General features: G+C 45.5%; 21 protein-coding genes. 12 read left to right on the top strand and 9 right to left on the bottom strand.

Annotated features, from left to right (window positions below):
- Positions 1-36: 36 nt before the first annotated feature.
- Positions 37-2,604 (bottom strand): ATP-binding protein, encoded by a 2,568-nt coding sequence (locus KI655_RS08140; protein ID WP_285403583.1) that lies wholly within the window; start codon positions 2,602-2,604, stop codon positions 37-39.
- Positions 2,605-3,416: 812 nt separating this feature from the next.
- Here KI655_RS08140 and KI655_RS08135 point away from each other — a divergent pair.
- A complete protein-coding gene (locus tag KI655_RS08135; protein ID WP_285403582.1) occupies positions 3,417-4,853 on the top strand; it encodes a glyceraldehyde-3-phosphate dehydrogenase in 1,437 nt (478 codons plus the stop codon).
- Between the two features lie 186 nt (positions 4,854-5,039).
- Here KI655_RS08135 and KI655_RS08130 read toward each other — a convergent pair whose 3' ends face one another.
- A complete protein-coding gene (locus KI655_RS08130) occupies positions 5,040-6,089 on the bottom strand; it encodes a hybrid-cluster NAD(P)-dependent oxidoreductase (RefSeq protein WP_285403581.1) in 1,050 nt (349 codons plus the stop codon).
- Between the two features lie 93 nt (positions 6,090-6,182).
- Entirely contained in the window at positions 6,183-7,844 is a 1,662-nt protein-coding gene (gene hcp / locus KI655_RS08125; protein ID WP_285403580.1) for a hydroxylamine reductase, read from the bottom strand.
- A gap of 278 nt (positions 7,845-8,122) precedes the next feature.
- Between hcp and KI655_RS08120 the strand changes: the two genes are divergently transcribed.
- Positions 8,123-8,353 (top strand): hypothetical protein, encoded by a 231-nt coding sequence (locus KI655_RS08120; protein WP_285403579.1) that lies wholly within the window; start codon positions 8,123-8,125, stop codon positions 8,351-8,353.
- Between the two features lie 107 nt (positions 8,354-8,460).
- A complete protein-coding gene (locus KI655_RS08115; protein ID WP_285403578.1) occupies positions 8,461-9,645 on the top strand; it encodes a carboxylesterase in 1,185 nt (394 codons plus the stop codon).
- A 90-nt stretch (positions 9,646-9,735) separates the two neighbouring features.
- Here KI655_RS08115 and KI655_RS08110 read toward each other — a convergent pair whose 3' ends face one another.
- The 3 genes from KI655_RS08110 to KI655_RS08100 all read right to left on the bottom strand — a co-directional run bounded on the left by KI655_RS08110 (position 9,736) and on the right by KI655_RS08100 (position 11,836).
- Entirely contained in the window at positions 9,736-10,350 is a 615-nt protein-coding gene (locus KI655_RS08110; protein WP_285403577.1) for a LysE family translocator, read from the bottom strand.
- Between the two features lie 83 nt (positions 10,351-10,433).
- A complete protein-coding gene (locus tag KI655_RS08105; protein WP_285403576.1) occupies positions 10,434-11,381 on the bottom strand; it encodes a LysR family transcriptional regulator in 948 nt (315 codons plus the stop codon).
- Positions 11,382-11,389: 8 nt separating this feature from the next.
- Positions 11,390-11,836 carry an Lrp/AsnC family transcriptional regulator gene (locus KI655_RS08100; protein WP_285403575.1) on the bottom strand — a complete coding sequence of 149 codons (447 nt, stop codon included), beginning with the start codon at positions 11,834-11,836 and terminating at the stop codon, positions 11,390-11,392.
- Between the two features lie 249 nt (positions 11,837-12,085).
- On the opposite strand from KI655_RS08100, the gene yjeH reads away from it, so the two are divergent.
- Positions 12,086-13,345, top strand: coding sequence for an L-methionine/branched-chain amino acid transporter (gene yjeH, locus KI655_RS08095; protein ID WP_285403574.1), 1,260 nt, complete (start codon positions 12,086-12,088; stop codon positions 13,343-13,345).
- A 33-nt stretch (positions 13,346-13,378) separates the two neighbouring features.
- Here yjeH and KI655_RS08090 read toward each other — a convergent pair whose 3' ends face one another.
- The gene (locus KI655_RS08090; RefSeq protein ID WP_285403573.1) at positions 13,379-14,830 is read right to left on the bottom strand and encodes a PLP-dependent aminotransferase family protein; all 1,452 of its coding nucleotides are present in this window, start codon (positions 14,828-14,830) and stop codon (positions 13,379-13,381) included.
- Positions 14,831-14,920: 90 nt separating this feature from the next.
- Between KI655_RS08090 and KI655_RS08085 the strand changes: the two genes are divergently transcribed.
- Positions 14,921-15,586 carry a pyridoxamine 5'-phosphate oxidase family protein gene (locus KI655_RS08085; protein WP_285403572.1) on the top strand — a complete coding sequence of 222 codons (666 nt, stop codon included), beginning with the start codon at positions 14,921-14,923 and terminating at the stop codon, positions 15,584-15,586.
- Positions 15,587-15,612: 26 nt separating this feature from the next.
- On the opposite strand, the gene KI655_RS08080 is transcribed toward KI655_RS08085, so the two are convergent.
- Positions 15,613-16,620, bottom strand: coding sequence for an AraC family transcriptional regulator (locus KI655_RS08080; RefSeq protein WP_285403570.1), 1,008 nt, complete (start codon positions 16,618-16,620; stop codon positions 15,613-15,615).
- Between the two features lie 157 nt (positions 16,621-16,777).
- On the opposite strand from KI655_RS08080, the gene KI655_RS08075 reads away from it, so the two are divergent.
- From KI655_RS08075 to KI655_RS08050, 6 genes are all read left to right on the top strand, one after another.
- The gene (locus KI655_RS08075; RefSeq protein ID WP_285403569.1) at positions 16,778-17,134 is read left to right on the top strand and encodes an MFS transporter; all 357 of its coding nucleotides are present in this window, start codon (positions 16,778-16,780) and stop codon (positions 17,132-17,134) included.
- A complete protein-coding gene (locus KI655_RS08070; RefSeq protein WP_285403567.1) occupies positions 17,128-18,351 on the top strand; it encodes an HlyD family secretion protein in 1,224 nt (407 codons plus the stop codon). The genes KI655_RS08075 and KI655_RS08070 overlap by 7 nt, the downstream gene beginning before the upstream one ends.
- Before the next feature lie 726 nt (positions 18,352-19,077).
- A complete protein-coding gene (codB, locus tag KI655_RS08065; protein WP_285403565.1) occupies positions 19,078-20,316 on the top strand; it encodes a cytosine permease in 1,239 nt (412 codons plus the stop codon).
- Positions 20,317-20,325: 9 nt separating this feature from the next.
- A complete protein-coding gene (locus KI655_RS08060; protein WP_285403563.1) occupies positions 20,326-21,603 on the top strand; it encodes a cytosine deaminase in 1,278 nt (425 codons plus the stop codon).
- Between the two features lie 354 nt (positions 21,604-21,957).
- Positions 21,958-22,170: a cold-shock protein gene (locus KI655_RS08055; RefSeq protein WP_004740083.1), complete on the top strand. Its 213-nt coding sequence runs from the start codon at positions 21,958-21,960 to the stop codon at positions 22,168-22,170.
- A 300-nt stretch (positions 22,171-22,470) separates the two neighbouring features.
- Entirely contained in the window at positions 22,471-23,487 is a 1,017-nt protein-coding gene (locus KI655_RS08050) for a GGDEF domain-containing protein (RefSeq protein ID WP_285403524.1), read from the top strand.
- 167 nt (positions 23,488-23,654) lie between these two features.
- On the opposite strand, the gene KI655_RS08045 is transcribed toward KI655_RS08050, so the two are convergent.
- Positions 23,655-24,248 carry a hypothetical protein gene (locus tag KI655_RS08045; RefSeq protein ID WP_285403523.1) on the bottom strand — a complete coding sequence of 198 codons (594 nt, stop codon included), beginning with the start codon at positions 24,246-24,248 and terminating at the stop codon, positions 23,655-23,657.
- A 171-nt stretch (positions 24,249-24,419) separates the two neighbouring features.
- Between KI655_RS08045 and KI655_RS08040 the strand changes: the two genes are divergently transcribed.
- Complete coding sequence (locus KI655_RS08040; protein WP_285403522.1) at positions 24,420-25,952, top strand: DUF3612 domain-containing protein; 1,533 nt, start codon at positions 24,420-24,422, stop codon at positions 25,950-25,952.
- The last annotated feature ends 161 nt before the right edge of the window (positions 25,953-26,113 follow it).

The following is a 26,113-nucleotide window of genomic DNA, read 5'->3' as shown; positions in this document are numbered from 1 at the left end:
AGCGCGAGTCTTACTGGGTAACCTTGCTTGTTCCTTTTAGACGATGCCCAAGTTATCGAAGAGCTCATACAGTTGATGTGATTTGTATGGCTTGGGCAAGTAGGCATTCATACCCGCTTCAAAGCAGTCTTTGATGTCTTCATCCAGGACACTCGCCGTCAGCGCAATGATCGGAAGTGGAGCGATACCCTGCTCTTTTTCCCATGCACGGATAGTTTGCGTGGCAGTGATACCGTCCATCACTGGCATCATGCAATCCATCAGTATCGCATCAAACTGCTCACCTTGAGTCACCACGTCTACGGCTTCTTGGCCATTACTGGTGATGGTGTACTCATAGCCCGCTTTTTCAAGGAAGAAACTCGCGATCTTCTGATTCATCAGGTTATCTTCCACGATCAATATTCGGCGGTTAAGCTCATGCACATCTTCCGATTTCGTCGGCTTCTCAACAACTTGAGCAGCACCCGTATCAAGCGCCAATAAGCTATTAGAAAAGCGTTTACCTAGAAACGGAACCGTATGTGTCGAGTGCACCGATTCTGTGATTTGGTTGGTTTTGAATAGATGATGCTGACAGACAATCACCTTAGAGAGTGGATAGCGTTGTTTCAATGAAGCGAGGTCATGGTCCATCGGTTGATGCAGCGTGTGGCAATAGAGCAAAACATCACAATCTAACTGCGGATTCGAAATATCATCAATGGTCGGCACCACTTCTGACTGTATTCCAAATCGTTCGCACTCTTTCGTTAATTGAGCCACATAATTAAAGCCATTAGAGACAATCACGGCACTCTTGAGGTTGTCGAAGGTCTTGGGTTTACTCTCTACGATGTCAACGTAGAAACCAAAACTGAAGATAGAACCCTCTCCTTTCACCGAACTCGCGGTTATGCGGCCATCCATCAAATCAATCAGTTGTCGACAAATCGCTAAGCCGAGTCCCGTCCCACCAAACTGACGCGTAATGCTGCCGTCTTCTTGGGTAAAGGGTTCAAACACCGAGTCGAGTTTACTCTCTTCAATACCAATCCCTGTATCCGCGACATGACATTCAATCATGCCTCGGCTCATCGAGCCTGGCGTATAAGTGACGGTCGTGCTGATCGCACCAGAATCCGTGAACTTAATCGCATTCGACAGGAGGTTAGTCAGAACTTGGCGCAGTCGATGCTCATCAAACAGCAATTGATGCGGTGTATTGGCATCGATGTTGATGTCGAGCTCCACATTCTTGCTGATCGCTTTCGAGAGAATGACGCTAACGGAATCGTAAACAACTTCTCGCAGATCCGCAGCTTGTGGCGAAAGTAATAAGTTACCCGATTCAATCTTCGAGAGATCAAGGATGTCATTCAGTAGCACTAGCAAGGTATGCGAGGAGGATTCGATATCCGCTAACACCTCTTGCTGGTTGGCGTTGAGTTGGCTTTGCGAGAGAATTTCCGCCATCCCGATGATCCCATTGAGTGGGGTTCGAATCTCATGCGACATATTCGCTAAGAATGCACTCTTTGCTCGGTTCGCGGAGATGGCATCTTCTTTGGCTTCAATCAGATCTTGATAGTGCTGCTGGTTGGCACTCATGATCTCATTAACCTTATCGGCAAACTGAGTCAGCTCATCATGCCCTTCTGTGACGATCGGTTTATGCTCTTCGGTGTTTCGATTTTGATCCGACATCCCATCAAGGATATGAGATAAGTTACGATTCAGCCTCAGAGAGGTGGTCGAGGTTAGCCAGAAAACCAACGTCGCGAAGGTAATCACGAAAACAGTGGTTAAGGTTGTACGAATCTTCTGCGCTTTAATTCGGGCTGCCAGTTGGCCTTGCAGTTCGGTCGTGTAGCTGTCGACGACTTGCAGGGTCACAATATGTCTTTGTTCTAACCCTGCGACATATTGTTTGATCTCTTGGGAATCAAACTGCCTTTTGAATATCCGCTCTCGAAAATCAACACTATCTTGATACTCTTTACTCGTAAATACGTCGAGCAACTGCCCTAGTCGAGTCGAAGAGTCATTATTTCTTAAGAACGCATTGAGATACTGGGACTGGCGATGAATAGTGCTCAGGTAGTGATCAAGACTGTCTTCTCGCAATTCGGGGTAGAGATAAAGCTTATAGCCTACCCAAGCCTCTTTTTGAGTCCAGAATACGAAATTGTTGAGGTCACTGAAGATCTTACCAGCAGTGTTGATGTTGTCGTCAGCCAAAAAGATATCAACGTCGTTGAGTTCAACGAGTATCTCTTGCAGAACATCAAATGCCCAGACTCCAAGATACGGTTTACGCTCGTTACTCGGGTTAGACAGCTCTCGTAGGATTTGGTCAAGATCATCTAGCTCATCCACTATGTCCCACTGCGCGGAAAGGCCTTCAAGCTGCTTATTGTATTGCAGTATGCTACCAAACTGTTTGGCAGCAGACGCATAGGCACTTTTACGGATTGGTGACGAGTTTGGTAGTCTCAATAGACGATAAATATCCCCAGACAACGTACTAAAGGATTGCAGCGCCTCAATCTTAACTCGAGTCGCCTCCAAGTTGGTTACCTGCTCTCTGTTGTTCAATGCCTCGTTAATAGTGAAACCGAGCATAAACAGAATCGATATAGATGACAGGAGAATCAGTCGCCACCTAATTGATATATTTATCATTTTATCTAAACCACTCCCTTCCTTGAAAGTAATTGAGCATGCCTTGTTCTAATAATAGGACACTCACGGCGTTTAATTTATCAAATATGCAACTTGTCCTCGCTAATTCTTACTGTGTAATTTATAAATCATGCCAAGTTCATGGTTTCTGTCGCAAATGTACCCTGTTGCGATTGCTATTGTGTTTACTGTTAATATCAACTTTGAATGAAAACATGGCGTTAATGACAAAAGTCATGTGAAAAAGACAAATAATATTGTGAAAAAAGCAAAATATTTTCTCTTTCAACATCACCAATCAACCTAATACGCAAGGTTTGTAGGTCTATTTAGACTTAGGTGGATAACTTTCAACCACCCTGTTTACTCATTTCGTTTATTTAAGAGAATTGATCACACTTTCTGACCAAAAATAGCAACCGTTTGCATCCTATTTTTGATATTAGTATTTTTTGACGAAAAATAAGTGCTACAAATCGACAAAGTCAATAGTGTTGCATATCACAAAACTCGACAATACAACCATTGAAACACCGAATTTCAGCCAGAATCTCTGGGTTTAATTTTACTAGCAGAATAACAAGCCATACCTTACAATCCCGCCACATAAAAATTACAACTTAAATACAAACCTATTCGTGCCATTAAAGTGACAATTTAAGATCACAGCACAACGGTTTATCCCCCAATGCAGGTCAGCACCCTACACTCGCCAAGCCTGCAAAACTTAACGTGAAAGGTCCCAAGTAAAGATGAGCCCTGAAAAGCACCTCCTAGACTGGCAAACTAGTCAAACTATTGCTGAATCTATCGCCCCAACTCTTGGTCAGCTATACCGTCAAAAAGGCGTTGAAGTCATCCTATTCGGTAAGACTCTTGTTAACGCGACGACCATCGATATCATCAAAACTCACCGACTTTCTAAACACTACACTGGCTCCCCGCTTACTCCTTCACAAACTCAACCGATCATCCAGCACCTACTATCAATGCGCCTGTCCCCATGTCGCGTCGATGTTGGTCGCCTAGCGCATCAATACTGGGAAAACCATGAAGATGTAGCGGCAATGGATGACTTCCTTCAAACGGCTCTAATGGAGTCACTTGAAGGTGAAGCGATGACCAAACCTCGCGATGTGGTTCTATACGGTTTTGGTCGTATCGGGCGACTACTTACTCGTATCCTTGTTGAGAAAAGCGGTCCAGGTTACCCACTTCGTCTACGCGCTATCGTTGTTCGTGGCGGCAAAGATGGTGATCTTGAGAAGCGTGCAAGCCTACTGCGTCGTGACTCGGTACACGGTCAGTTCAATGGCAGCATCGTTGTCGATAGCGAACGCAAAGCGATCATCGTTAACGGTAACTTCATCCAAGTGATTTACGCGAACAAGCCAGAAGATGTGGACTACACAGCTTATGGCATCGATAACGCATTGGTTGTTGATAACACTGGTGTATGGCGTGACGCTGAAGGTCTAGGTCAGCACGTGGCTTGTAACGGTGCAAGCAAAGTACTTCTAACTGCTCCGGGCAAAGGTGATATTAAGAACGTTGTGTTTGGTGTTAACGAAGACGTTATCAAGCCAGAAGATACTATTATCTCAGCAGCAAGCTGTACGACTAACGCAATCACACCTGTACTTAAAGCAGTACACGACAAGTTTGGCGTAACATCGGGTCACATCGAAACTGTTCACTCATTCACAAACGACCAAAACCTGATTGATAACTTCCACTCGGGTGACCGTCGTGGCCGTGCTGCTTCACTGAACATGGTTCTGACATCAACTGGTGCAGCGAAAGCAGTAGCGAAAGCAATGCCAGAGATGGCAGGTAAGCTAACAGGCAACGCAATCCGCGTACCGACACCAAACGTGTCAATGGCTGTTGCTAACCTAAACCTTGAAACAGGTACTACAAAAGAAGAGCTAAACACTTATCTACGTGAAATGGCACTTTCTTCTCCACTATCTGCGCAAATCGATTACACAGACTCAACGGAAATCGTTTCAACTGATCTAGTGGGTTCTCGTCACCCAGGCGTGGTTGATGGTGTCGCAACGATTGCACAAGATAACCGTGCTGTTCTTTACATCTGGTACGACAATGAGTTCGGCTACAGCTGCCAAGTGGTTCACTGTATGGAACAGATGATGGGCGTGCGCTACAAAACTTACCCAGCGGTTTAAAACCTCTGAGTATAACAAGCTCCACAACATAATAATCATATAGGCGAAGTTCATCTGAGCTTCGCTGCCCCCCTTTCCTTGAGTACTTTACGGTCAATTCTTGGAAGGTTGCCACTTGGTTCTGCTCTCTCTAACCGAACTAAGTGGCCTTTTTCATTTCAATCTCGTTTTACTTCTGTCGCTCTATCAGCCCAACTCGACTTCGACTTCACTATCAATGGTGCTTGAGCACGCCAATACGTAACCTTGCTCAATCTCATCTGCAGTGAGTGTCTCTTGGCTGCTGGACGTAACACTACCCTTAGTCACTTTGCATTTGCATGAACCACAAATTCCGCTGCGACAGGCGATGATGATAGGAACACCTGCTTTCTCAAGGGAATCCGCAAGCGGTGTACCAAGATCTGCTTCAACCTTTGCACCAAATGCAGGAACGAACACCTCAACTGGCCCAGACTGACTATTGTCTTTAATTGGTTGGCTTTCTTCAACTTTTGAGATTGGCGTAAAGCTCTCTTGATAGAAGTTCTCCATATTGAACTCTAGTTCAGTTAGATAACTTTCTACATTTTGCATAAAGCCGACAGGCCCACACAGGTAAACGGTTCTTTCTAAAATGTCTGGAGATAGACGAACCAACCAACTCTTATCGAGACGGCCTTGTGGCGCTGTGGTCCCTTGGTTGTCTTTTAATAGTAACTTGAGACTAAAGTTACTATGAGTTTCATCCAGCTGGTGCAACTCTTCAAAGTAGATGGTTTCTTGCTTGCTGCGTGCCATGTGAATGAAATCAATCTCAATAGCTGGATCATGCTTCAACCAGTATTTCGCCATCGCAATAACAGGCGTGATGCCGCAGCCTGCACTCACTAACGTCACTTTATTGGTAATTGTTGGCTGGCAATCAATACAGTTAAATTCACCGGCCGGTTTTAGCACGGCAACCTCGTCACCTTCATCCAACTCATCAACAATGAAATTCGACACTAATCCACCTTCGACACGTTTTACGGTCAGTTTCAGACGGTTGTCATGAGTATCAGAGGCAATTGAGTAAGCTCTGTAATCCATCTTTTCAGGCATATTTAGGCCAAGTGTGATGAACTGCCCCGGCTTAAAGTTGAAATGGAGATCTTGATGAATTGAGCCTAGTTCAAAGCTAACCGTGTCAGGCGTTTCATGCCATTTTTTTAGACAAACCAAAGAGATTGAATCGCTATCAGACCAAGCGTACATAGTAATACTCACTTTTATAATTTGGGATGAACGACAAAAGCCTCGGACCTTACATAGACTCAGTCTATTAGGCACGAGGCTCGGTTAGCGAGATTAAGCCGCTAGGATTGTTTTAAGATCTTGTTCTGGCGTAGAAATAGCACGCATGTCGAACTCATCTTGAATGATCTTCAGTAGATTATCCGTTAGGAATGCAGGAGCCGTTGGACCTGTGTAGATCCCCTTCACGCCTAGTGCAAACAGAGTCAGCAAGATAACGATCGCTTTCTGCTCAAACCAAGAAAGGACCAGTGTCAGTGGTAGCTCATTGATACCGCAATCAAACTCTTGAGACAGAGCTAGGGCAAGCTGGATTGCAGAGTAAGCATCATTACATTGGCCAACATCTAGAAGACGCGGAATACCGTTGATGTCTCCAAACTGGTTCTTGTTAAAACGGAACTTACCACAAGCCAATGTCAGGATGACTGAATCGTCAGGCGCTTGAGCAGTAAAGTCCGTGTAGTAGCTACGCTCAGCTTTATCACCGTCACAACCACCGACTAGGAAGAAGTGCTTGATGTTGCCTTCTTTTACTTGCTCAACCACTGCTGGTGCTGCTTCCATCAGTGCGTTGCGACCAAAGCCTACCGTGATCATCTGCTCGATCTCATCATGTTTGAAGCCTTCTTGCGCTAGTGCGCAGTCGATCACTTCGCTGAAATCATCACCCTCAAGGTGTGCAACACCCGGCCAACCTACGATGCTGCGTGTAAATAAGCGATCAGCGTATGCGCCAACATCTGGATTCAGCAGACAGTTAGACGTCATGACAATTGCACCCGGGAAGTTAGCAAACTCTTTTTGCTGGTTTTGCCATGCGCTACCGTAGTTACCTGCTAGGTGCGGGTATTTGCTGAGTTCAGGGTAGCCGTGAGCTGGAAGCATCTCACCGTTAGTGTAAACGTTGATGCCTTTGCCTTCTGTCTGTTGAAGGATCTTCTCAAGATCATGTAAGTCATGACCAGAAACCAGAATACAATGGCCTTTCTTCGTTTTCACATTCACTGCTGTTGGTTGTGGGTGACCAAAAGTATCGGTTTCGCCTTTGTCCAGCATCTCCATAACTTTGTAGTTCATCAAACCAATCTGCATTGATGTATCAAGCAGCTGTTTTAGGTCCACTGGTTCAGTACCCAAGAACGCCATGATTTGGTGGTATTCAGCGTGAATATCTTGATTTGTTTGACCAAGAACGCGTGCGTGCTCCATGTATGCTGCAGCACCTTTCAAACCATACAAACAAAGTAAACGTAAACCAATCACGTCTTCATGCTGAGAATCATGGCCACGGTTAACCGCTGCTTGAGGTGCAAGTGCAAGCAACTGAGTGCTATCTGTAGGAAGGTCAAATTGCGCTGCTGGTGATAATTCTGGGATCTCAAAACCCACCACCAACGCAGCAGCACGAACTTGCTGCTCTAAGCGCTGTTTATATTCGTGTGACTGCTGAGCGAACTCAATGATGCGCTCAGGGTCAAAATTCACATTGGTTAACGTAGCGAAAAACGCTCTCGGTGCCCACTCATCGATTTCCGTATCAATAACGTTGCAAGCGCGGCCTAAATTAGCCCAAAAAGAAACCCCTTGCAGTGAGTACACCAACACGTCTTGCAAGTCAGAAACTTCAGAAGTCTTACCGCACATACCTTGTGCAAAAGAACAACCTTTGATCGTTGGTGTTTGAATCGTTTGTTCACATTGAATACAGAACATATTGGGCTCCAGTAATAGTCGTTTGTTGTAAGTTCTTGGCTCACAATGATTTATTTTTCCTACTCCCTAGAGCACCTTCCATGCCAACTTTTAACTCATTGTTTTATATAGACAATTAACATACCCTTTGTTTAAGTGCGTATTTATGACTACAAAACACCAAGAGAATTAAACACATACAGGTCAATATGACTTTCCAAAAATTAATTGAACGACGTTCATGTTTTGTTCAGAAAAGCTTTGTTAGAGTGACAACATAGAAAAAGAGGAAATGACATATGAAAAATATCTTAGTTACTGTTGCAGCCCTATTTACTGGTCTTATCGCACTATTTACCAGCTTGCTGCTTGCTATCCCTCTAACGATTGCAGCCCTTATCACAGGGAAAAAAATTCAGAAGCAGATGAGCCAACAAGGCTTTACTTCACGTATGAATAGTCAGTACTCACCGAATCAAGATGCAGGTGTCATCGAAGGTGAGTATGAAGACTTATCAAACAAACGATAATTCAAAGCTTTACTATCATTAACAATATGATGTTAAAGAGATCACAGCGGGCTACGTGCCCGCTGTTTCATCCATACCGTTAGCAGAATTACACCGATTAAACAGACATGAAGAAAATCATTACATTGAGCTTACTTACGCTGACATTGATTGGCGTTTATGGCTGCTCCAACGAGCCAATTATCCCAGCCTATCAAGCGTCGGGAGAGCTTCCTGCTTACCAACAAGATAGCTTTAAGGGCTACCAAGCAGAAACGCAGCAATGGCTGGCTTCACATCGTGTATTTGTTTCCGACGATCATCAAAAAGAGGTCGAGCTGAATTCACCAACCGAGTACAAGCCAGAGCAACCTAACGGTCAAGCGGTATTGCTGGTTCATGGGCTAGGCGATTCACCATACTCATTTCATGATGTCGCGAGCTATCTTGCTCAGCAGGGTTACCTTGTTAGAACAGTGCTGCTCCCGGGACACGGTAGTCGTGTCGCAGACTTGATGCTACCAAGCCTAGAAGATTGGCAAGGCGTAGTGGCACACCACACTAAATTGCTGCAGAAAGAGTACGACTCTGTTTGGTTAGGCGGATACTCAACAGGCGCGAACCTAGTGACGTCACAAGCAATGAAGGATGACAGTGTCTCTGGGCTGTTGCTGTTTTCGCCTGCGTTTCAACCTAACTCGTCAGCGGTTCAGTTTGCTGAGTTAGCGAGCTACTTTGTCACTTGGGCAGACCAAGATCCTGAAGACAACATGTTGCGCTACAACTCTCTGCCAATGAATGGTGCGTCGGTCTACTACCAAACGTCTGAGATTGTGCGAAACGACCTACAGCAAGGCAAGTACGATAAACCCGTCTTTGTCTTAATGAGCGAAGGAGATAGTGTTATCGACACTCGCTATGTTGAGCAAGCCTTCACACAGTCGATGCCAAACCCAAACAATGTGATGATTTGGCAAGGCGAACGCGAACTACAAGACCCAAGAGCGGTTCGTTACAGCATGAAACTGCCTGAACAGCGCATCTCTAATGGTTCTCATATGGGGCTATTGTTCTCTCCACAGAACCCATACTATGGCGTGAATGGCAGTGAAAAGATCTGTTCTAACGGTCAAGTTGAAGGCTTAGAAGCGCAGTGTCAAGCAGGCCAAGAGACATGGTTTTCGGCTTGGGGTTATCAAGAGCCCGATAAAAACCACGCACGCTTAACCTTCAATCCTTATTTTGAAGACAACATGCACAAACTCAGTACCATGATGGCTTCTAAAGGTGTCATGGCGAACACACAAAAGTAGCCTAAAAAGCGATGCGTAACGTATCGCTGTTCCAATCAAAAAAGGCTCACCAGATTACATGGTGAGCCTTTCACTTTTAAGACGCCTGTTCTAGATAGTCCATACCACACGGGCTGCGAGTAGAATCAGTACAACACCCGAAAGTCTATCAATTAGCTGCGCTTGAGAACGAATACGGTCAACAATCAATGGGCTCGACAATACCAGAGTGATGAAGGTGTACCACAGACCATCCACAATCAGCGGTGTTGATACAATAATCACTTTGTTCATCAACTCGTTACCCAGCGCCACAAATTGACTAAACAAAGCGATGAAGAACAGTGCGATCTTTGGGCTAAGAATTGAGATCAAAAAGGCTTCACGAGCGGACTGCATGTAAGTGACTGGTTCGCCACCTTCAAGTTTTGCCGCAACACCACCCTTTGAACGCAGCGCATTCACACCTAAATATGCCAAGTAAGCAGCACCGGCTAAGCTAATGCCTTTAAATAGCATTGGCGACTGTTCTAAAACGACCGCCAATCCAATAATGGTTGCGAACGCATAAATCCCGATACCCGCAGCATGTGCCCACGCTGCAATCAAACCATTAACACGACCACCAGCAAGGCTGTGCTTAGCGATCATTGCGAGACTTGGACCCGGCGACATCGCACCTAATAGGCATATTGCCAAAAGAGAAAACCAAATTGTTATTGTCATTATTCCATTCCTACACTCTATTACTGCGAGCTATCCTCGCTGACTATGCTTTCACCTTAAGTTGATTAAGATATAAATTGAAATCAAAGATAGTCATCATTGCTATGATCTGAGCTCATACTAATGTTATAGCTGGATTTTTGCATCGCATGATACGCCTTCTCCCGTACCCACTTATGAGCAGAATCATTATCAAACTTAGGGTGCCACATCAGCCAATAGGTGTGACTGTCGGTTTCAAAAGGTAATGGGCGATAGGTCAACGGCTGATGGCGAGCCAAATTATGGGCGATATGTTCAGGGACAATCATCAAGTAGTCATCTTGGCTCAACACGTTACACGCCGCCGAGAAAAACGGAACCTTTAAGGCCACTCTTCTGCTGCGCCCTAATTGCTTCAAGGCCACATCGGCTTGACTGTCTTTATCTCCGCCACCCGTTACTTTTATATGTGAAAAGCGAATCAGATCATCGATGGTGAGTGTATCTTGTATTGCCAATGGGTGAGTGCTGCGCATCAAACAGACAGATTTGTCTTCGCCCAGCTTCATGCTCGAAACATGCTCAGGCTTTTTAGGAAACATACTCGATGCCAAGTGGATACCCATATCATGCAAGCAATCTAAGTAACTTGGGTCCCAGAGGCGATATGCAAGGTTAATATGCGGCGCAACATCGGACACATCCGCCACAATATTCGGCAGAATGTACTGCGCTACATAGTCACTCGACGCCAAAACCAATTCGCCCTTCCACTCTTTCGGATCAAAGGGCTGATCATCCAATAGGTGATCAAATTCTCCAAGCAGCGCATCGAGCTTCTCTTTTAGCTGCAACGCTCGTGACGTCGGGATCAGCTTGTTCCCATCCCTCACCAATAAGGGATCACTACAAAGCTCCCTCAACTGTGACAGCTGGCGACTCACGGCGGACTGAGTAATGTGAAGGCGCTCCGCCGCTCGACTCACATGACACTCTTCCAACAACACATGCAGTGAGCGCAGTAGATTAAGATTGATGTTACCTAACATGGGATGCCTTACTGATTCTGCTTGTTGAAGAACTCGGTGAGCACAGTGTGTGTCATCAACTGACGTAGGTCGGCATACTTGTGCAGCTGATCGCGAATGCGATTAAGGTGCTCCATGCTCTCAACCTCGACATAGAGCATCATGTCCGTCTCGCCACTGATCGAATGACACCACTGCACCCCTTCAATTTGATAAATAGATCGTGCGTACGAATCGCAGCTATGGTCACTACTCGATAGGTCAAACTTGAGTGAGATATAAGCGCATACATTCTTTGATGACGTCGTATCCGCGACGCGAGCGTAGTAGCCTTGAATCACGCGATCGCTTTCGAGTTTCTTTATTCGTGCGTTGACCGCCGATCGGGAAAGGTTGACCTCTCTTGCGATATCACTCACCGAACATCGGCCATTAGCCTTTAGAATCTCTACGATTTGATGATCAAATTTATCCATTGCGCTTGCTACTTCCATTATTCTATTTATTTCAACTATCTAATTTGACACAAATTTCAACGTTAGAACAGCCGACACTTTCACTGCCAACACCATAAACACCGTTAAAATGACGGCCGATTACGACGTTTCGCTAGCTGCATTCTGGCTAATGAAGGGGTATGCTTTCTCCATAAATATAGAGCGTTAGACACCGCAAGGCTCTCCTCCACCAGCATTAGCCAATAGAACGACCCGCAAGGACAGCGAATGACACAACTCAAGCAAGAAATCACTCTATTTTCGGGCATCGGTCAGCTCTCAACCACACTATTGGGTACAGGGCTGTTTATGATTCCTGCGATTGCAGCGGGGATTGCTGGGCAACTGTCACTGTTGGCTTGGCTCGTCCTATTTATCGCTATCTGCCCTATCGCCCTCACTTTTGCTGCGCTCGGAAAACGCTACCCGAACGCAGGCGGCACCGCTTACTTTGTACGACAAGCATTTGGTCAACGCTTAGAAACCGCAGTGGCATGGTTGTTTGTGAGTGTAATTCCCGTTGGTATTCCAGCGGCGATTGCTTTGGCTGGCGGATTTGCTCAGCAGTTACTTCCAGCACCTTTAAACGCCCCTCTGAGTGCCCAGTTTCTTACTGTAGTATTGCTGATTATCGTCAACCTACTCGGCAGTAAATCTTCGGGACGACTACAAACGGTCATTGCTTTGTCGATTCTTGCTCTCGTGAGTGCTTTTATCTGGAAGGCAGACATTAGTGCCGCCGACGTTGCCATCCCGAGTGTCGACTCTGACTCAATGTGGGCCATTGGTTCAGCTCTAGCGGTTATGTTCTGGTGTTTTGTCGGCATCGAGGCCTTTGCTCACATGGGTGAAGAATTTAAGAACCCACAGCGAGATTTCCCAATAGCAATCATCGCGGGCTGTTTTGTGGCTGGATTAGTGTATTGGGCTTGCTCTGTGGTGATATTAAAACTCGGCGCGTATGGCTCCGCGGAATTTGATGCGACGGCAATCCCTTGGGTAACAGAGCAACTGTTTGGCACAGGCTTCAAAACTGTGATCAGCATACTGGGCTTTTTTGCCTGCTTTGCCAGTCTCAACCTCTATACGCAGAGCTTATCACGCATGATTTGGGCACAAGCTCGCCAGCATAACCCAAATGGAAGAATGGCGAAGCTCAATACACGTGGAGCGCCGCTTTACCCAACCATCGCAATTGGTGGGGTTGCGTTACTCTCTTGTATCATTGGCGAACTCTCTTCTCTAGACCTCGAGTTCTTTCTCAAACTGGCTAATGGCATCTTTGTACTGGTATACCTGTTAGCCATGCTGGCGGCCTGTCGCTTGTTAACCGGCGCGGGTAAATCTATTGCCACGCTGTCACTGGCGTTGTGTACCCTAGTGTTTATCTGTCTAAGTTGGTCAATGCTGTATGCGTGTATTGTTTTCGTCACTCTGTTGCTGCCTTGGCGTCGATGGTTAGGTCGACCGCGCGTTTCATTAGAATAGGCATCATTAACGAATCTAAAGCCACTTTACTGGTCAGCGGTAAAACAACCTTGCGATGGCGCGCATCTTGTCAGGTATTTCAGAGAGTGAAATGTTGCCGAACCCTAGCACCACTGCACGCCAATCACGACTTGCATTCGGTGCGTATTCGTAAAAACTAAAAGGGCGTACCACTATGTTTTCTTGTTTTGCCCTTTCACTCCAGTCTTGCTCTGAAAGTCCGTCATACCATTTGACCGTGACATGTAACCCTGCCGCTTGACTGATCACTTCAATATCTTGTCCAAACTCTCTTTCCAAAGCAGAGAGCATGGCTTCATGTTTTTGCTTGTATAAACGACGCATTTTCCGGATGTGTCTAAGCAAGTCCCCTTCGTTAATAAAGTCGGCTAAGGCTTCTTGTGTATGGGTTGGTGAGTCGCCAGTAATCGCATCTTTGATCTCTAAACAGCGCGATACCAGTTGTTGTGGCACTACCATGTAACCAATCCTCAAGCCATTGAACATCACTTTACTCAGCGAACCGACGTAAATCACCCGTTCATCCTGCTCCAATTTGCCTGCCAACCCTTGCATACTAGTGTACGGACGGTGCGCAAACTGAAACTCACTGTCGTAATCGTCTTCAATAATCCAAGCTTGGTTCTGCTTGGCCCAATCAATGATTTTTAGCCTTTGCTCCGTGGTTAGTGTGGTGCCCATCGGGTATTGATTGCTCGGTGTGACGTACAGCGCCTTAGCGTGGCTTACTAATACTTGGTCGAGACACAAACCTTGTTTCTCATGCACTGGAATGGGCTGCATCTGAAGCTTAAGCAGATCGATGATCTTGTGAACTTGACGATACCCTGGCTCCTCCATCAATACTTCATCCCCACGTTTTAATGTCGCCATAAGAGCGATCGAGATCGCCTGCTGCGCGCCAGCAGTAATGATGATTCGACTAGGGTCACAATGCACTGAGCGACTGCTCGCCAAATAGTGACTCAAAGCCTCTCGCAGCGCCTGCGAACCCTGCACTTCTTGGTTACCCGCGAGATTCAATCGAGTCACATGTCGCTGCAGTAATCGCTGCCACTTAGCAAATGGAAAAGCCCGAATATCCGGCACGCCGGGAGCAAAGCTCTGGTTAACATCAAAACCAGCCTTGCCGTTAGAGGTACTTGATGGAGACGCCGCAGATACTTTGGCGTCTGGCTGAGTTTGCTCTGTCCTCAAAAAGTATTCAGGTTGCTCTATAGAGACAAAGTAACCCGCCCCTTTTCGACTCTCAATGTACCCTTCACTCATCAACTGCTCATAGGCAAAAATCACCGTATTGCGACTCACCTGAAGCTCTAGTGCGAGCTTACGAGTGGATGGAAGCTTGTTCCCTTTGCTCCAAAAACCTCGAACGATTTTTTCACGGATCGCATGGAACAGAGCGTTCTGCCGAGTCGCTTTACTCAGGTCTAGTGACAGGTCACCGATATCAATTGGCTGCATAACTGGATCTAAACACTCTTCAAAACTGGGTCTATTTATATAACCAGTTAACCGCTAGATTGAATAAAAAGCAATCATGGAGATGTCATTATGTTATCGAGAACCAACAGAACCACTATTAAGAAAGGCGCACACAAAGCCGAGTTTGATCAGCAAAAGCTCTATGACATCATTGATGAAAGCCTTATCGCTCACATAGCCCTAGAAGGCGAGCAAGGACCTATCGTTATTCCTATGTTGGCATGGCGGGTCGATAACCATGTCTACATTCACGGCGCAAAGAACAGCCGACTGCTTAAAGGATTGAAGAAAGGTGTTCAAACTTGCCTTACTTTCACCCTTTTCGATGGATGGGTGTTGGCAAGATCGGCTTTTCACCACAGTGCTCACTACCGCTCTGCAGTGGTTTTAGGATCATTTGAGATTATCGATGATGCCGAAGAGAAAGATCGACTGCTCAACCACTTTATTGAGCAGATCGCCCCAGGTCGAACCGAAGACGTTCGTTTAAGCAGCCCCAAAGAGCTCGCTGCGACTGAGCTACTCGCTATTCCACTCACTGAAGCCTCGGTGAAGATTGGCAAGCATGGTGTCAATGACGATAAAGCTGACCTAGAGATCCCGGTATGGGCAGGGGTATTGCCGTATCGCACCGTGGTAGGTCCAATGCAAACCGTACCAGAGCTCGAAGGAAAGATAGAAGTACCAGACTACTCTTCTGCTTACGGAACACGATGGCACAATACAAGCGCGTAACCTAAAGCAACAAAGAAAGCCTTGGTTTAAAAGTGAGCCTGAAATCGGTCGCGATACTGCTTTGGCGTCAAACCCCTATGTTTTTTGAACATACGGTTGAAGCTGGTGACATTGCTATAGCCAAGGCGTGTCGCGATCTCATCAATTGGCATGGAATAACGCAGTAGCTCCACAGCAACATTACTCAGTGCATAACCCGTAACGGTCGAGAAAGTCACACCCAATTTGTGCAAACGCCTCTGAAACTGTTGCTCTGACAGCCCTAACAGTGAGGAAACCTTAGCCAAACTTGGCAGACCAAAGTGTCGACTGTAGTTGATCATCTCATAGATCACCTTATGCTCATCTGCGGCATCTGGCATGTTGAGATAATGGTCTAAGTCGTGATAGTTCATCGCCAAATTAGCTCGACCAGCTGAAGGGACTTGGTTAACGGAGAGCCGCAAGTTACTTGGCAACCATACTTCCGTTCGAGACTGCCCCCACTGAATTGGGCAACCAAAGTAGTCTTGATAGAGCGCGGCATTCTTGCGCTGACCGGCAATGGAGACCGATGCGGGTTTAAAGTCCTCACCCAGATACATGCGCAAAATCTTCATCATGAAAATCGCAACACGAATCGAATCATGGACTTTCCCTTTGTTTGTATAAGCAGGGTTCTCATAACACCATTTGATGAGAGACCCCACCTCAGCGCCATACAAGTGCGCACCAGATTGAAGGCAATGTAGGCTTAAATTGACACGTCGAATCGTCGAAGCCAAGTCATGCCCCGAAAAGAACCAATTCGATAACGGGCCAAATCGTTCGATGTTCACCTTATCGGCCAAATGCAAAATGATGTCTTGGTTTTGCGTTGCTTGCTCTAGGTTGTGATACCACTCGTCCACTTCTCGAACCGGGATCAGGTTCATTGGGTTCTCGAAAACCGAGTGTGGAATACCCAACTGTTCAGCGCTCGCCAGCTTTTTAATTGATACTTGTTGGTACAAGCTCCAAATCCCAAGAGCGCGTAGAAAATTAGCATTGTGCACAAAGCCACCTATTTCATCATTGAAACGAAACTGTTTTCAGATATCAAATGACAAATTACATCAAAAGCACATTCATTTCGAAATAATCTGTCTTTTATCATGCACAAATAAAGACAGACCTCACAATTGCGTCTCGTATTTAATGTAGGGTTTGTCAATGAGTCTTCTTAGTGTCCCGTTTGTTGGAACCGGTGCGGATACAGCACTTCACGTTGTGGCTGGTATTGTGCTTGTCGCGACTATCGCTGCCGCAGGTTATGGTTTCTGGCGAGTGCATGAATTGCCAATCAATAAAGCACACAGCAAAGAGCACCATCAATTAGGGCTGATCACCGCACTCACCTGGATAGGGTTTATCTGGCACTGGGTTTGGGTTCTCGCCGTAATTGTTGCGTTTGTCGATATGGAAAAGGCAATCATTAATCTTAGGGATACTTGGCATGCACCTTCAAAAGAGAAAAGTACCACCCAAGAAAGCGATAGCAATAGCACTGAGGAGAAGCCAGCATGTTAGAAGGTTTAGCAATTTGGGCACTCTTCATCTATCTACTTAGATTGGTGGGAATGCCGTGGAACAAGGGAACCAAAGCGTTCGCTTACCTTGGTGGTACCTCATGGTTAATGTTCGTTTGGGTGGGCTTAATTAACTTTACGCCAATGGATCTGTCTGGCGGCTCAGTAGTGCAATCACCCCATATTCAGCTACGTCCAGATTCGACATCGGTAAGCGGTAAAACGACCAAGGTTCACATTACTCCTAACCAAGCCATCGAAGAAGGCCAGCTTATTTATGAGATTGACGACACCAAATATGTCATTGCTCGCGACAAGGCCAAGATTCAGCTTGAGTCCGCGGAAGTCGCATTAGAGACCGCGCGTCAAGAAGTAGGTATCGCGAAGATCTCATATCAGTCGTCTTTAGAAGATATCCACTCAACAGAAGCGAAAATCGAGTCTGCGAAAACGGACCTTGTGCTCCAACAAAAAACACTGAAACGCTATCTGCGCCAAAACAGTGTCGTAGAGCACACAATCACCGAATCAGATATTGATCAGCAAACGGCGACTGTTGATTTGGCAAAGCACAGCCTGACCACATTGAAGTCTGAACTTAGTAAGAAAAAAGTGGATTCTGAGAATGCCAAGTTAAACATTCAAAAAGCTGAAACTAATGTCACCAAAAAACAGACTGAAGTCGACACAGCGAACTCAACTTTGGCACAAGCTGAATGGGATCTTAAGAGCACCAAAGTGACCGCACCGACAGATGGTTTTGTAACTAACTTTATTCTTCGTGAAGGCCAACGTGTTTCAATGATGCCACGTATCCAGATGTACACCGAAGAGAAGTACGTGTTGATGCGAGTCAACCACCAAGCAATTCGCAACATCAAGGTAGGTCAACCTGCTGAGTTTGCGACTGCGGTGTACCCGGGCAAGATTTTCTCGGCCAGTGTTGAAGGTATTGTTGAAGCAACGGGTGAAGCACAAGCGACCCTGCTCGGTATCGATGAATCGGTTCGTGCTACGACAGGCAAAAATATTCAGAACAAACACCACTTCGTTCGTCTCAAGATAGAAGAGACAGAAGGCTATGACATTCCAGTTGGTTCTGTTGGCCTAGCATGGGTCAGTGGCGAAAAACCAATAAGCTTTATGGCATTCCTAGATGTGATTCGTGGCATCATTATTCGAATGAAGGCGCAGCTCTACTTCTTCTACTCGATATAAATGAAGTACAAGACATAACAGCAAACCAACTAGGCCAGCATTACGCTGGCCTTTTTAGATCTGTTTTAGGACGAGACACCCACTAAACCCCATTCCCAAAAAGCTTTCTAACCTGCCTAGAGGTAGACATATTGGGTGCATCTATATATTCCGCATATTCATCGCACCTCCTAATTACTCAACCTATTGCATTAACGACCCCATTTGCAAATCGAAATTGCAAAATGCGAATACAACGGTCAAATACGCATCAAATTGATATAAAACAGGCGTATTTTGGTCAATAAAAGTTGGCACGCTACCTGCAATACTAATATTGACCCTTCTTAAGCCGAGGGTCACCTAGCCAACTGACGTTGTTAGTGAACCTTCATTGTTCACACTATATATAAGCCAACTGCCTCTTTGCGGTTGGCTATTTTTTTACCTATCGTTCTGCAACCATTTACAGACAGCTATTCATCAACATAATAACCATCTTTCATAACCAAACCCTTCCTATCTAAGTAACAACCCCGTTTAGTAAACGTTTTCTATCTAAAAAATTAAAAAAACGAATATAAGTAACTTATTGATTGATATAAAAATAAGAAAGTTATCTCATCTTTTAGACAAGTTAATGACAAAAATAACATTGACTATGTGATTTATATCACCATAATGCGCACGTTTACCTGAAATATGGTGAACGTAATTACATTAATTCATCAATTGCGGAGGTATAAAATGGCTGCGGATAACAACTACAGTCTAGGGCCGGTTCCAACATCGGCTAGGAAAGGAGTCGCTTCATTAACAATGGTAATGTTAGGTTTGACTTTCTTCTCTGCAAGTATGTGGACAGGCGGTTCACTCGGTACTGGTCTCTCCTTCAATGATTTCTTCCTCGCCGTTCTCATCGGTAACCTAATTCTTGGTATTTACACTTCTTTTCTTGGCTACATCGGCTCATCTACTGGCCTCTCTACTCACCTTCTCGCTCGATTCTCTTTTGGTACGAAAGGCTCTTGGCTTCCTTCTGCTCTTCTTGGCGGTACTCAAGTAGGTTGGTTCGGTGTTGGCGTTGCGATGTTCGCGATTCCAGTACAGAAAGCGACTGGTATTGATACAAATACCCTAATTATAGTTTCTGGCTTACTGATGACAGCAACGGTTTACTTCGGTATCAAAGCGCTGATGGTACTGTCTGCCATTGCGGTTCCTGCGATTGCCGTACTGGGTGGTTACTCTGTACTAACAGCAGTAGACAGCGTTGGTGGCCTTGAACAGCTTCAACTTATTCAACCAGAAACACCAATGGACTTCTCTATGGCGTTAGCAATGGTTGTCGGCTCTTTCGTGAGTGCAGGTACGCTGACCGCTGACTTCGTCCGTTTTGGTAAAAAGCCTGCAAGTGCGGTACTGGTTACCATGGTGGCTTTCTTCATCGGTAACTCTCTCATGTTCATCTTCGGCGCAGCTGGCGCAGCGGCGACTGGTCAATCAGATATCTCGGATGTGATGATCGCTCAAGGTCTACTACTCCCTGCTATTATCGTGTTAGGTCTGAACATTTGGACGACCAATGAAAACGCGCTGTACGCATCAGGTCTTGGTCTGTCGAACATCACTGGTCGCTCAAGCACGATGATGTCTATTATTAACGGTATCGTTGGTACGATTTTCGCGCTGTGGCTATACAACAACTTTGTCGGTTGGTTGACTTTCCTATCGCTGGCTATTCCACCAATTGGTGGCGTAATCATCGCCGATTTCTTCGCTAACCGTAAACGCTACAAAGATTTTGCAAAAGCAGAGTTCCAAACCGTGAACTGGGCTGGCATTATCGCGGTTGCTATCGGTGTTGCTGCAGGCCACTTCCTACCAGGTGTTGTCCCTATCAACGCTGTGTTAGGCGGTGCTATCAGCTACCTAGTGCTAAACCCTCTTTTGAATAAAAACGCTCTGAAATCTCAGACGGCTTAAGGAAACACTATGACAACCTTATTGATCAAGAACGCGAAGCTTCAAGACCAAGATGGTCTAAAGCAAATCCTGATTGAAAATGGTCAATTCAGTCGCATTCTAGACAATGATGATCAGCTCGATCATCAAGGTGACACTCTTGATGCGCAAGGCGGCATCGCGGTTACTCCTTTCTGTGAACCGCACATCCACCTAGACACAACCCAGACTGCCGGTGAACCGAATTGGAACATCTCAGGTACGCTATTTGAGGGTATCGAACGCTGGGCCGAGCGCAAAGAGTTACTGTCAATTGAAGACGTAAAATCACGAGCAAAACAGACACTAAAATGGCAAATCGCCAACGGTGTACAACACGTTCGTACACACGTTGACGTGTCAGACCCAACACTTATCGCACTGAAAGCGATGGTTGAGGTTCGTGAAGAGATGAAAGAGTGGGTCGATATCCAGATCGTTGCATTCCCTCAAGAAGGCATTCTGTCTTACCCGAACGGGAAAGAGTTGCTTGAAGAAGCCGTTAAACTGGGTGCAGACGTCATTGGTGCTATCCCTCACTTCGAATTCACTCGTGAATACGGCGTTGAGTCTCTTCACTATGTGTTTGAGCTTGCACGCAAGTACGACCGCCTGATCGATGTTCACTGTGATGAGATTGATGATGAACAGTCTCGCTTTGTTGAAACACTTGCCGCCCTTGCTCATAAATTTGAAATGGGCGAAAAGGTAACGGCAAGCCACACAACGGCAATGGGCTCTTACAATGGCGCTTACGCATCACGCCTGTTCCGTTTGCTGCGCATGTCAGGCATCAACTTCGTTGCCAACCCACTAGTGAATATTCACCTACAAGGCCGATTCGACGACTACCCGAAACGCCGTGGCGTAACGCGAGTGAAAGAGATGCTGGCGTCAAACATCAATGTTTGTTTCGGTCATGATGACGTTTTTGACCCTTGGTACCCACTGGGTACAGCAAACATGCTGCAAGTGCTTCACATGGGCCTGCATGTAACGCAGGTGATGGGTTATGACCAAATTAACCAATCGCTTGACCTTATCAGCAAGAACTCAGCGCGCACGCTGAACATCCAAGACAACTTTGGAATTGAAGTGGGCAAGCCAGGCAGCTTATTGATTCTTCCTGCGGAAAACGGCTTTGATGCGGTGCGTCGCCAAGTACCGGTTCAGTACTCTGTACGTCACGGTAAAGTGATCGCTGAGACGCAGCTTGCGCAGACCAAGATTAATCTTGATAAATCAGAAGCAATTAACTTTAAGCGTTAGTATCGACTACACTATTATGAAAGGAAGCAATTTGCTTCCTTTTGTTTGTTGATTAGAGTGAAAACTTAACGGGTCAAAAATTAGCAAGCCCTTATTTTTTCTACCCTAAGCCACAAAAAAGTCGCCAAATTCGTAATGAATGTGTGTACAAAGATACAGACTGTGTTAACATGCTCTCGCTCTGTTAGCCGGAGTTATTTAAGTTAGAACCAAAGTAAAATTGACAAGTAAAATCGTTACCCGTTTTTGTAAGTAGTTTTTCCTTATTTCTTAGCAATATTAAATAATTCAATTATCAGCGCATTGCATTAATGCAATCAACAATTTAGTAATTTTTTGAATAAGGGACAAATTATGTCTAACACAAATACTGGTACTGTAAAATGGTTTAACGAAGAGAAAGGCTTCGGCTTCATTTCTCAAGATAACGGCGGTGCTGACGTATTCGTTCACTTCCGTGCTATCGTTTCTGAAGGCTTCAAAACTCTGAAAGAAGGCCAAAAGGTTTCTTTCGAAGTTGAAAACGGTCAAAAAGGCCTACAAGCAGCTAACGTTGTTGCTCAATAATAGCTTTTAGCTAAAAAGATTTTAAAGCGCTGGTTTTTACCGGCGCTTTTTTGTTTCTGCTCCTCAAACAACCATCCATCGCCCTCTCCCCTATCATTCACTTCAGTGATACTTCCAGACACTCAGTTTGGTGATATGTTGCCCAATAAACACTTAGTAACACAAAAACCCTAAGAAAATGAGGTAATTTATATAGCCCTCATCCATTAATCGTATAATTTTTAAAGCAAATAGAGCGAAAATCCGCTAGTCTTGAGTTCACGTTAGATTTAGCTGGTTTATATATCTACAAGTAAAATAATGAAGAAAGACGAATTTCAGAAATCCACCGCCAATTTGAAGAAAGCGGTGCCACTTATGATGAAGAATAGAGTGTCCACAACTCCCGCGAACTACGCCTTGTGGTACACCTATGTAGACAACGCCATACCTCAATTGAATAAAGACATGGATGGCGTGCTAGAACATTATGGTATCTGTCCACCAGCGGTTGGTGAGCAGTTATACAACGACTACGTGGCAAGTAAGTCCGAAACCACCATTAACGATTTACGCGCAAACCTAGAGTTGTTGGTTTCTGAAGTCTCAAGCTCGATGACCGACACCCTAACCGACACATCCGCTTTCTCTGAGATGATCGACAAGAGCTTCGAAGACTTATCTCAAGTCGACAACAACAGCATGTCGATTGATGATGTGATGTCGCTTGTGCGTCAGCTCGTTTCTGAATCAAAAAACATCCGCCACTCTACTCAGTTTCTGAACTCTCAACTGAATGCAGCAACCTCTGAGATCAGCAAGCTGAAAAGTCAGCTGGTTGAAGTGCAAAAAGACGCGCTCTTCGACAGCCTCACCTCACTTTACAATCGCCGCTCTTTCAATAAAGACCTCACAATGCTGTGCGAGTCGAATCAAGCACTGTGTTTAGTGTTACTGGATATCGACCACTTCAAAACCTTTAACGACACCTATGGTCACCTGTTTGGTGATACGGTCTTAAAAGGCATTGCACGTAAGCTCAAGATGACTTGCCGTGATGGCATTTCAGCCTACCGATTTGGTGGTGAAGAGTTCGCACTGATCATTCCAAACAAATCACTGCGCATTGCTCGTCAGATTGCAGATACCAACCGACGCTCACTGGAAAAACTGTCAATTAAAGATCGTCGCAGTGGCAAACAGGTTGGCAATATTACAGCCTCTTTTGGCGTTGCAGAACTGCAAGAAGGGGAAAGTGCTGAGTCAATTATCGAACGTGCCGACAAACTGCTTTACGAAGCCAAAGCGCTTGGCAGAAACCGAGTTATGCCGCTTTAGTCACCGTTAGTTATGATTGATTAAGCCCAAGAAATAAAAACATTAGGGCATTAAGGCATCAAAGCACTATAAATCACAAAGCCCCACCAAGAAGGTGGGGCTTTGGTTTATATACCGTCCAACGTTGTTATTAGTGATCACAGCCTTGTAGTTAAGGTGTACTCGCCTTAAATGTGATAACAGTAATTTAGGCAGTAGTCTTCACCACTTTTCGCACGAAACTCTTTGTCTTCGCTGCACGCCTTAGGCTTACCCTTCTCATCGCCTTGTACCAAGCTGATCCAATGACGCATTGCTGCGGTCTCATGTTGCTCAGTTTGCGTCGCTTCCATTGGTGACTGACCAAAGGTGGTACAAGTTTCTAGCTGAATATCGTCGATCTCTACCAGTTCAACGCGTCCCGTTCCCTTATGACAACCAAACATCACCTCTAAGTGACTGCCACTGCCGTCACGGAACAAGATTGAATCTGGGTCGCATTTCTCACCCATAAACGCCACGAACTGCTTTGGGTGCTTCAATCCACTGTGTTGACCGTCCTTGAAGTATGCCAATATATGTCGGTAATCAATCACGTAACTGGTTACGTCTTGGTGTGAACCATTCTCTAGCGGGAACAAGCGATCAAGTAACTGCTTCGCTTTAATCTGCTTTTCCGTCTGCTGGTTCGCGCTAATTGTCTCCACGGCAAAGACAGCTTCAGCGATAAATGGCTTAGATTGTTTTTGGATTTCTGTTTTATCGAATGTCAGCATATTCATAGTCTTTCCCTCTTTGACCAGTACGATGAAAAGTCATCGGTTTTCATAGCAAAATTGTGTCCTAGAGCAATTATTCCAAACTAACGTTTAATTTCTTTGTCATTTTGTGAATTGCTTAGTTTGTAGACTAGCGCTTTTTTACCTACAATTTCACAACAAAAATTTTACAATGTGAATTTTACAAATATGGCCTTGTCAAAAAGTTTAGTTCGTCAGTCACATTTCCTAGGTACAAAAATACGTAACCTACGGAAACGTAACCATTTAACGATGGAAGATCTCTCTGCGCGTTGTATTCGTGTCAATCCAGAGTACGCCCCTTCTGTTTCTTACCTTTCCATGATTGAGCGAGGAAAACGCGTCCCTAGCATCGATATGCTTGAAGTGATTGCACAAGTTTTCCAGAAAAATCCCACATGGTTTTTGGATGATGAGCCAGAACAGCAAGCGATCACTCCGGATAAAGGGAACCGTGGTGGCATCAGTGGCATGGCACTGGAGCCGAGTTTCTTGTTCTCAAACGACATCCTTCAGATTGCCATTCCAGAAATGCTCTCCCAAACGGGCATTTCTGGACGGCAATTTGCTCACCTGCTGATTCGAGCACACCAAGAAAGTAACCAAAACCACTTCCCAGACTTAGAGCGAGCAGCGGAAGAGGTCGGTCTCAAACGCCTCAATTTAAGCGTTGAAGACCTAATCGACATTGCACGTAGCTTGGGCATACAGATTCGTTGGGTGACTCGTACGCCACAAGACGTGGTCGATGAACTTGGCATCAACGCCAAACAGTTGGTGACGTCATTCTTTGAGCCGCCGGGGACGATTTATCTCAACGAGATCCTCAAAGAGTACCCAACGCGCCTCAAATATGATCTGTCGGTCTATATCGGTCACTGTGTATTACACAGCAAAGAGGGGCTGAAAAGCGTGTTGTCGGTCGGTAACAACAACACTTGGGATGATGCTCAATCCAAGACGTCTTCCCAGCTCAACTCTCAAGATATTCTGCAAGCATGGCGAGATTTTGAATCGAGTTTCTTCGCCGGAGCTCTACTCTGCCCTAAAGTCCCCTTTAGACAGCTACTTGATAGAACCGGTTACGAAATCGACGTTCACCAAAGAGCGGGGGTTTCCCCCTCTGTTGCGATGCGAAGAATGACGGTAGTATCGCCCTACCCTCACTGGCACTACTTTGATGCTTACGGTCCGGGCAAACTCAAAGCGGTTTATCGAGGCAACGGGATCCCGCTTCCATGGGGCAACATGCGAACCGTAGCAGACCCTTGTCAGCATTGGGCGGTATTTCGTCGATTATCGGAGCCTAGAGACGGCAGCTCAGCTCAGATTTCGATTCTGAATGTTGGTGATGAACCGAGAATCTACTGCTGTGAATCGATCAATATGACGGATCCAGCGGGTAACAATCGCGTATTGTGTGCAGGTATCGATCTCAACCCTGCGATTGATGCTCAGGGTGGTGATTCAAGAGAAATAGCAGAACAGCTCAAAACCTCATGCGTTAACAACGGCGGCTCAGTAGCCATTCCACATAACATCAAAAAAGATCTTACTACCATAGCTAAGATACTCAACATTAACTGGATTGAACGTGGGATCGAAACAGAGGCTAGGCTTATTTGCTCCCGTGGGGGTGAGTGTCCACGACAACCAAGTTGCTACTCAAAATGTGGGGAGAACTGATGACAGGTGTGGCGAACTGATAACGCGACTGCAAAGTGGTTATGCAGAAACGTTAGGCAAAAAAAAACCAACCACAATAAAGGTGATTGGCTATATATTTTGTGTGAACAATAAAGGTTCACTAACAACGTCAGTTGGCTAGGTGACCCTCGGCTTAAGAA

Origin of the sequence: Vibrio sp. D404a (assembly GCF_030248535.1) — a bacterium.
In the GTDB taxonomy this organism is placed as follows: Bacteria; Pseudomonadota; Gammaproteobacteria; order Enterobacterales; family Vibrionaceae; genus Vibrio.
Note: the sequence above shows the minus strand (reverse complement) of the source record. Positions and strands in the feature narration are given on the sequence as shown.